Annotated in this window: 6 protein-coding genes; 4 read left to right on the top strand and 2 right to left on the bottom strand. The window is 42.6% G+C overall.

Annotated elements, in window-relative coordinates:
- From RMZ42_RS33320 to RMZ42_RS33310, 3 genes are all read left to right on the top strand, one after another.
- The coding region (locus tag RMZ42_RS33320; protein WP_322675445.1) for a hypothetical protein at positions 1-326 on the top strand (326 nt) is incomplete at its 5' end.
- 2 nt (positions 327-328) lie between these two features.
- Positions 329-811, top strand: coding sequence for a hypothetical protein (locus RMZ42_RS33315; RefSeq protein WP_322675444.1), 483 nt, complete (start codon positions 329-331; stop codon positions 809-811).
- Between the two features lie 28 nt (positions 812-839).
- The gene (locus RMZ42_RS33310; RefSeq protein ID WP_322675443.1) at positions 840-1,259 is read left to right on the top strand and encodes a hypothetical protein; all 420 of its coding nucleotides are present in this window, start codon (positions 840-842) and stop codon (positions 1,257-1,259) included.
- A gap of 4 nt (positions 1,260-1,263) precedes the next feature.
- Here RMZ42_RS33310 and RMZ42_RS33305 read toward each other — a convergent pair whose 3' ends face one another.
- Both RMZ42_RS33305 and RMZ42_RS33300 read right to left on the bottom strand, forming a co-directional pair.
- Positions 1,264-1,551 carry a hypothetical protein gene (locus RMZ42_RS33305; RefSeq protein ID WP_322675442.1) on the bottom strand — a complete coding sequence of 96 codons (288 nt, stop codon included), beginning with the start codon at positions 1,549-1,551 and terminating at the stop codon, positions 1,264-1,266.
- A gap of 115 nt (positions 1,552-1,666) precedes the next feature.
- Positions 1,667-2,014, bottom strand: a complete 348-nt coding sequence (locus RMZ42_RS33300) for a helix-turn-helix transcriptional regulator (RefSeq protein WP_322675441.1) — start codon at positions 2,012-2,014, stop codon at positions 1,667-1,669.
- Between the two features lie 947 nt (positions 2,015-2,961).
- On the opposite strand from RMZ42_RS33300, the gene RMZ42_RS33295 reads away from it, so the two are divergent.
- On the top strand, positions 2,962-9,297 hold the full coding sequence (locus RMZ42_RS33295) for an AAA family ATPase (RefSeq protein WP_322675440.1): 6,336 nt from the start codon (positions 2,962-2,964) through the stop codon (positions 9,295-9,297).
- Positions 9,298-9,334: the final 37 nt, after the last annotated feature.

Below are 9,334 nucleotides of genomic sequence, written 5' to 3'. Positions count from 1 at the left end.
GTGGAGTGTATTTAATGGCTCTTGTTAATCCAGCATCAGTAACAGTAACTGAATCGACTAGTGGTACATCAACCCCGACTACTGTTGCTTCTAGTACTAGTAGCCAGACAATCCTGGCTGCCAATTCCAACCGCAAAGGTGCAACGATTTGGAATGATAGCACCGCTATTTTATATCTAGAATTTGGTGCAACCGCAGCAACAAACGCTTTTACTGCCAAGTTATTAGCAGGTGGTTATTATGAAGTGCCATTCCATTACACTGGCGTAATTAGTGGTATCTGGTCGGCTGCTAACGGTAATGCTTTGGTTCGGGAGTTGACATAATAATGCCTTTATATACCCCCTCTGTTTCTTCTAATGGACTTATTTACATCCAATTAAGGGAACTCCAACCATCTGGAACAGAGGGGGGAAATGCCACAGCAGGAAGTTGGAACAAACGAAAACTTAATAGTATTGCAACTGATGACACCGCCTCGGTTACGCTTTCTAATAATGAATTTGTATTACCTGCGGGAACTTATATATTGAATGCAGTTTCACCTTTCTATCGAACTGCAACATCAAGAATTAGGTTGAGAAATGTTACTGATGACATTGTTTTGTTGAATAGCAGCTCAATCTATCCTGGGTCTGGGGTAGACGTTCAATGTTTAGCAGAACTGAGCGGCAAGTTTTCAATAGCTGCAAATAAATCTTTAGCGCTTGAATATCGAGTATTTAGAAATCAGGACTCAGCCTCTTTAGGACTTTCTAGCGGTTGGGGAGTCGAAGAAATATTTTCGATAATTGATTTGTTTAAATTATAAAAATCATAGTTATTAAATAATGAGTACTATGCGGTCAGTAGTAGCTGTTACTCCTTCTAATTCCCCAGGAATAACACTAACCTTAGAAAGCACTGGTATATTTTTAGGGATTCTTGTTAGTGTTTCTGTTCTTGGTGGTGTAGCTATTACCGTCATCAGCAAAATGAATCGGATTTCAAATTCGATTACTCAAATTGAAAAAACTCTCGAAGAACAAGCAAGAAATGCTGAAAAAATTCGTGAGATTGATAGGACATTAGCTTTGCATATTCAAGAATATGTAAATCGGAAGGATGTTATTCAAATGCTTCTGGGGCAGCTAAACGAGAAGATTGACCACAAGTTTAAAAGGGTGTTGTTTTACACAAGGGATATTCAGCGTTTTTTACAACGTGATACTGATTTCAAAATTAGGGAATACGAAGAAACGACTCAGCAGAACGAATAACTCTCTATTCGTTCGCCTTTGAAGAGTAAATCGAGAGCCACTCAGGGAAAGTTACAAACACTTCAGATTTCCTTACTTCATCCCACATCCACCACCCACCAGCTAATCCTGCGTAGAAGTTAAAATCAGCAATTTCTCGCAAGGTTAGGTCATCCGAGCATTCCCTGACCTTTTTCCATAGGATAAATTCAAGCCCTGAAAGCCAGCCAGCAGACCACATTCTTTCTGAAAAACTACTCATCATCTGTTTAAGAAATTGTTTTGGATCTTCTGCTATCACTAATTCGTTCATGTCACTGGGGGATTTAGGGTAACTGAAAGTTTTTGTAACAGGACGGGCAAAGGCAGTCTGTATATGATTTGAACGGTAATTTGACCAAAGAGACGGGACATACTTCACTGGGGATTCACTCTAGTAAATAACGGTAGGTTGCTTTGATGATTTGGGCTAGCGCGTAAGCTGTCTCTGACTCAAGACGCTTGTCTCCCAATAACAACAAGATAATCTCTTCTTCAACATCTAGCTCTAGTTCTCCTTTGTCAGCGACGAAGAACTCGGCTGGCTGTACTTGTAGCCAGTTGCAAAGGGCTAAGAAGGTCTCCATATCAGGGGTACTACCATTTTCTACTCTTGACAAAGTAGCTGTACTAACATTGCCAATTTCTGCGGAGGTTTCACGCAGTCCTCTAGTGCCGCGTTTACTACGAACTAGTCCTGCTAGGCGATTAGTGTTCAAGCAGTAGATATTATTCATTGAGTAGCAATTGAGTAGCGCGATCGCTGCTTGCGATCGCTAAAAATCAAGATAAAAATGGCTAAATTGAGTAGCAAATGAGTAGTACAACTAGAATACTATGCCAAAAACCTTGCGCAGACTAAGGTCGTGGACACTAGTTTAGAATTACCACCAAATTAAATCTAAATTCAAATAATAAAAATTAGGAAATCTATTTGATTTTTAACAGGACTTACGCAAGTGTCACAAGCAATGGCGCGGCTATGTTGTGCTGCGCGCCAAACAACTAGGCGATAAACATGATAACGTCTTGACTTGTAATTGCAAAGATAAATAATTTGATAAATTGTTTGACCAGTTTTATAAGCTAAATCTTTGAGCTTAAACCAGACTAAAATAGCGCAGTCAATATGATTTATGGGAGTAGCACATAGTTACTGAAAAATGCGATCGCGCGCGTTAGATACAGCCACTCAACAACTAAATTAGAGATTTCCAAGAAATAAATTATCCAAATAAACGTAGACGCATACTCCTACAAACAAGCAAGCTACGCAAAGCGTCTGTCTGCGACACGCTGTTCGCGTTCGTAGAAAAGCGGCTACTCTACGAAAACGCCAAAGGCGAAGCCGCTTTTCTACCACTCCAAGCGCAGAGAACACAAAAAGAGAAGAAATAGAAAGAATTTTTGCGTCAGTTTTGAGATATTTTTATTTGGAAGTTTCTTAATACTTTTTTAATGTTGCCTCATGCCTTTCTTTGTCAGGTCAAAAACTCTTTGACGGAGTTCTGATACTACTTTGGGAAATCATCAAAATGCGTTCGCCACATTTATATAAAGGTGTTTGCATTCCTACTCTTTGGCTCCAGTGCCCGATACCCAATGTAACTTTTCTAATGGTTGTTACTCAATTTATAGTAGTGGGAATTATAACACTAGTATAAAGAGATTTTCGTAAAAATTTATGAGCGCAAAAGTTGATGGAACTTTAAGGATTGCTGGCTACCAAATCATCGAGCAACTTTATTCAGGTTCTCGTACTCAAGTGTATCGGGCAATTCGAGAATGCGTAGGCGCAGCCCGCCGCAGGCATCGCCTACCAGTTGTCATCAAGCTCTTAAAACGAGAATACCCAACTTTTACCGAATTAGTCCAGTTTCGCAACCAATATGCGATCGCTAAAAACCTAGATATTCCCGGCATTATCAAACCCTACAGCCTAGAAGCCCATCATAATGGCTATGCCTTAGTCATGGAAGACTTTGGTGGTGTTTCCCTGCGGCAATTTACTCAAGGAAAAACACTGACATTAGAGCAATTCTTACCCATTGCTCTGCAACTACTAGAAATCTTACACCAGTTACATCAACAGCGCGTCATTCACAAAGACATTAAGCCAGCCAACATCTTGATTCACCCTGACACGAACCAAATCAAGCTGATTGACTTTAGTATTGCCTCACTCTTACCACGAGAAACCCAAGAACTTCAGAGCCTCAATGGACTAGAGGGAACGCTAGCCTATCTGTCGCCAGAGCAAACCGGACGGATGAACAGAGGCATTGACTACCGCAGTGACTTCTATTCTTTAGGTGTGACTTTCTTTGAATTACTGAGTGGAAAATTGCCCTTTGAGTCCTATGAACCGATGGAGTTGGTGCATTATCACATTGCGAAACTTCCACCTAGCCTGTGCGATTTCAACCCCAAATTGCCCTTGATGCTGGGCGAAATTGTCCGCAAACTGATGGCGAAGAACGCCGAAGACCGCTATCAAAGTGCGCTAGGACTTAAACATGACCTTGTTACCTGCTTAGAACAGTGGCGAGAAACAGGCAAACACACCTGGTTTGATTTAGGACAGCGAGATATTAGCGATCGCTTTCTCATACCCGAAAAACTCTACGGACGGGAATCGGAGGTACAAACGTTACTAGAAGCATTTGGTGATGTTGCCAATGGTGGCTCTCAACTGATGCTAGTGGCAGGTTTCTCTGGTATTGGCAAAACCGCAGTCGTCAATGAAGTGCATAAACCGATTGTGCGCTGGAACGGCTACTTCATCAAAGGCAAATACGACCAGTTCAACCGCAACATTCCTCTGTCTGCTTTTGTACAAGCCTTTCGCGATTTGATGGGACAGTTGCTTAGGGAAAGCGATACTCAACTGGAGCAATGGCAAAGTAAGATTTTAGCGGCAGTTGGAGAGAACGGACAAATCTTGATTGAGGTGATTCCTGAACTGGAGCAGCTGCTCGGCAAACAGCCTGCGATCGCTGAACTATCAGGCGGTGCGGCACAACACCGTTTCAATCTGCTGTTCCAAAAGTTCATTCAGGTGTTCGCGACCAGAGAGCATCCGTTGGTAATATTTCTGGATGACTTGCAGTGGGCAGATTCGGCATCGCTGAATTTGCTGAAGCTGTTAATGTCTCAGAGCGATTGCAGCCATCTATTTATTATTGGCGCATACCGCAACAACGAGGTGTTTGCGGCTCATCCACTGATGTTGACGCTAGATGAAATTGAAAAAACTTCTTCTGGCATCAAAACCTTGAGCCTAGCTCCCTTGAGTCAAGCAGATGTCAACCATTTAATCGCCGACTCTCTCAGTTGTACGACGGCACAGGCATTACCGTTAACAGAGTTAGTCGATCGAAAAGCCAAAGGCAATCCCTTTTTCACAACTCAGTTTTTGAAAGCGCTACATGAAGATGGGCTGATTACCTTTAATTGGGAGACAGGTTTTTGGCAGTGTGATATAGCACAAGTGCGATCGCTTGCTCTGACTGATGATGTGGTGGAATTTATGGCACAACAACTTCAGAAATTGCCACCAAACACTCAAAATGTTCTGAAACTGGCAGCCTGTATCGGCAATCAGTTCGATTTGGCGACGTTAGCGATCGTTTATGAAAAGTCGCAAGCAGAAACCGCTTCCGACTTGTGGAAAGCATTGCAAGAAGGATTTATCATTCCTACCAATGAAATTTACAAGTTTTATCAGGATTCCTCATTGGCGATCGGTCATTTGCAAATGACAAATGACGAAGGACAAATGACGGTTTACAAATTCTTGCACGATCGCGTCCAGCAAGCTGCTTATTTTCTGATTCCAGACGAACAAAAACAGATCGCTCACCTAAAAATTGGGCAACTATTACTGACTCATACGCCTGTTACCAAACAAGACGAAAAATTATTTGAAATCGTTAACCAACTTAATATCGGCAAATCCCTAATTGTCGATTTATCTAAGCAAAAAGAACTCGCCCAACTCAATCTGAAAGCTGGACAAAAAGCCAGAGCCGCAACTGCCTATACAGCGGCATTTGAGTATTCCACTACGGGCATCGCCTTGTTAGCTGAGGATATGTGGCAAACGCAGTATGAGTTAACCTTAGCCCTCTACGAAGCTGCCACTGAAGCCGCTTACCTGAGCGGCAACTTTGAGCGGATGACACAATTGGCGGCAATCATTACAGAACACTCTAGAAACTTGTTGGATACGATTAAGGTCTATGAAGTTCAAATTCAAGCAGCTCAAGCCCAACATCAATTTATAGAAGCAGTAGAGATTGCTCTCAAGAGTGTGGAGCGTTTAGGAAACAGCCTTCCAAAGCAACCCAGTCAATCAGATATTGCCAAAGCATTTGAGACGACTAAATCCATCTTGGCTGGAAGGCAACCACTGGATTTAATCAATTTACCCCAAATGACAGATCCTAACAAATTAGCAGTTGTACGGATTCTTGCCACTGTCACTTCTGCTGCTTTTGTTGTCACTCCAGCGCTCTTACCATTTATTGTTCTCGAACAGGTCAATTTATCCGTTCAATATGGCAATAGTTCATTTTCGGCAATTGGCTATGGCTACTATGGAATGATACTTTGTGGGATGACAGGAGAGATTGACTCTGGCTATGAGTTTGCACAACTAGCACACTTGTTGCTGGAACATTTCAATGCCAAAGAACTAAAGTCCAGAGTCTATGTCGGAATTTACTGTTGCGTGTGGCATTGGAAAGAGCCGCTCAAGAACTCCTTACCATTTCTCCGGGAAGGCTACGAAGTTGGATTGGAAACCGGAGATTTAGAATCGGCTGCTATTTGCGGATTCATTTACATCTCATATTGTTGGTTTCTGGGCAAAGAATTAATCGATCTCAACCGAGAGAGCGTTGCCTTCCGAGATCAGCTTGGGCAGCTCAACCAACAAGGTCTTACCAGCCATCTGACCGTTTTTCAGCAACCAATTTTGAATATGCTTGGCGATTCTGCTGAACCTTGGCAGCTGACTGGAAATGCCTTTAATCGCGAGGAAATTGTGCCAGCCCTCCAGCGATCGGGCGATCAGACTGCGCTGTATTATTTCTATGCCAACCAACTTGGTCTGTGTTACATATTTGGCAAGTTTGAGTTGGCGGTGTCAGCTGCGATCGCTGCTGAAAATTATATAGGTGGTGCTACAGGCTTATTCATCGTTCCGCTCTGCTACACCTATGATTCTCTAGCCCATCTGGCAATCTATTCTCAGGTTTGTGAGGCACAACAGCAACACATTCTGCAACGGGTGGCTAAAAATCAGGAAAAAATGAAAAAGTGGGCTGATCGTGCTCCAGAAAATTACCTGCACAAATTTTATTTAGTTGAAGCCGACCTATACCGAGTTTTAGGGCAGAAATCAGAGGCAATAGATTTGTACGATCGCGCCATAACTCTAGCTAAAGAACACGGTTATACCCAAGAAGAAGCCCTAGCCAATGAACTGACCGCTAAGTTCTACCTCGACTGGGGTAAACAGCGCATTGCCCAAGAATACATGACCCAAGCCTACTATGGCTATGCTCGTTGGGGCGCTAAAGCCAAAGTCGCCGACTTGGAACGACGCTATCCCCAACTCCTCGCCCCCATCTTAGAGCAAACCCGTTCTCCCTTCTCTACTAACGAAACTATCTTCATCTTGGAGAGTGTTACCTCCACCAGTTCCGCCACTTCCAATAGTAGCAACGTCTCTGTTGCTTTAGATTTAGCTACCATTCTCAAAGCTTCCCAAACTCTTTCTAGGGAAATCGAACTCGAAAAACTGCTTTCAGCTTTGCTGCATATCGTCATTGAAAATGCTGGAGCCGATAAATGTGTATTTATGCTTTTGGAGTCAGAGCGGTTGCTAGTTCAGGCTTTAGCACAACTTTCCCTGAGCAGTCTACAGAACCAAGCTGCCAAAGTTGATTTCTACTCGATGTTATTCAACCCACAGCCTGTTGAAGACTCAGTTGATGTACCAGTTCGCTTAATTAATAACGTCAAACGCAACTTACAACCAGCAGTAATTACTGATGCCACAGTGCATCCGCAATTAATTAATGACCCGTATATTCAGCAACAGCAACCCAAGAGTATCTTGTGCAGCCCGATTTTGCATCAGGGTAAGTTGTTGGGCATATTGTACCTGGAAAATAATTTAGCAACCGGAGCCTTTACAAGCGATCGCGTCGAACTGCTGAACTTACTTTGTGCCCAAGCCGCAATTTCTTTGGAAAATGCCCGAATTTACCAAAATTCTCAAAACTATGCTCAACAGTTGGCACAATCTCTAGCAAAATTGCAAGCTAGTGAAATCCGCTTCCAAAATTTGGCAAATAATATTCCTGGGATGGTGTACCAATTCCGTCTGGAGGTGGATGGTTCAACTTCAACACCCTACGTTAGTTCTGGCTGTCTCGACTTATATGAGTTAGAGCCAGAGTTGGTAATGGCAGGGACGCATAGCGTTTACGCCATGAATCATCCTGACGAGCGCCCGGCTATTGCCCAAGCGCTCGCTTACTCTGCCCAAAATCTCACACCCTTTGAGCAAGAATGGCGGATTATCCTGCCTTCAGGAACCGTGAAATGGATTCAATCTGCGGCTCGGCCAGAGCGACAAGCCGATGGTGCAATTGTATGGGATGGGGTAGTAATTGATATTAGCGATCGCAAACACGCCGAAGCATCTCTAGCTAAAGAACGAGAGTTTTTGAATGCCATCATTCACAATATTACCGATGGGATTGTTGTTTGTGATAGTACTGGCAAATTGACTCTATTTAACAAAGCAACTCGTGAATTTCATGGTGTACCAGTAGAATCATTACCAGCAGAACAATGGGCAGAACACTTCTCACTCTATCAACCTGATGGTCAAACACCTCTATCAACCACGGAAATTCCTTTATTTCGCGCCTTGCAAGGAGAAATCGTCGAAAATGCCGAAATGGTAATTGCGCCGAAGCATGGCTCTAGGAGAATTTTATTAGCTAGTGGACAAGCGATCTTCGATGCTTTAGGTAACAAACTCGGTGCAGTAGTTGTGATGCGAGATATTAGCGAAAGGGCGCGGCTTGAAGCCGAACGCAAACTTGCTGAACTTGCCTTGCAGCAAAAATCACAAGATTTAGAACAAGCGTTAACCGATCTGCAAAACGCTCAATTGCAAATGGTGCAAAGTGAAAAAATGTCAGCACTAGGGAATTTAGTTGCTGGTGTCGCTCACGAAATGAATAATCCCCTTGGTTTTATTGCTGCCAGTCTCAAACAAGCTAAACCTACCTTTGCTGATATTATCGAACACTTAAAACTCTATCAAGAAACCTTGCCTAATGGGAGTGATGAAATTCTTAACCATGCCGAAGAAATCGACTTGGATTATAGCTTAGAAGACTTGCCTAAGATGATTGATGCCATGTCGATGGCGTGCGATCGCCTGAAAAATATCAGCACCAGTTTACGAACTTTCTCGCGTGCCGATAAAGATTATAAAGTACCATTTAATATTCACCAAGGCATCGACAGCACGATTTTAATTTTGAAACATCGTCTCAAGGCTAACGAGCAACGTCCAGCAATTGAAGTGATAACTGAATACGCCACTTTACCTCAAATTGAGTGTTTCCCTGGACAACTAAATCAAGTGTTTATGAATCTACTAGCAAATGCTATTGATGCCTTGGAGGAATCGAATATCGATCGAAGTTTTGACGAAATTAAAGCAAATCCAAACTGCATTACAATTACCACTACAGTCGAAAATAATTTAGTTAAAATTACAATCGCTGATAATGGGAAGGGTATCGAGGAAGAAGTAAAACAAAAAATGTTTGACCATTTATTTACGACAAAAGCTGTCGGAAAAGGCACAGGATTAGGACTTGCGATCGCTCGACAAATTATTGTAGAAAAACATGGCGGAGCGATCGCAGTGAATTCCCAACTTGGGGAAGGAACTGAATTTGTGATTCAGCTACCGTTATCGGTATAATTAAATTTTAGCTTTCTTAAGTATGGTATTCAGATGG

Origin of the sequence: Nostoc sp. DedQUE05 (assembly GCF_034530955.1) — a bacterium.
Lineage (GTDB): Bacteria > Cyanobacteriota > Cyanobacteriia > Cyanobacteriales > Nostocaceae > Nostoc.
The sequence above is the reverse complement of the archived record's forward strand: the minus strand, read 5'-3'. Positions and strand labels throughout refer to the sequence as shown.

Bases quoted from the DNA above. Each gene is read 5' to 3' on its own strand.
- RMZ42_RS33315 (WP_322675444.1), top strand. From the start codon at position 329: ATGCCTTTATATACCCCCTCTGTTTCTTCTAATGGACTTATTTACATC.
- RMZ42_RS33310 (WP_322675443.1), top strand. From the start codon at position 840: ATGCGGTCAGTAGTAGCTGTTACTCCTTCTAATTCCCCAGGAATAACA.
- RMZ42_RS33305 (WP_322675442.1), bottom strand. From the start codon at position 1,551: ATGAACGAATTAGTGATAGCAGAAGATCCAAAACAATTTCTTAAACAG.
- RMZ42_RS33300 (WP_322675441.1), bottom strand. From the start codon at position 2,014: ATGAATAATATCTACTGCTTGAACACTAATCGCCTAGCAGGACTAGTT.
- RMZ42_RS33295 (WP_322675440.1), top strand. From the start codon at position 2,962: ATGAGCGCAAAAGTTGATGGAACTTTAAGGATTGCTGGCTACCAAATC.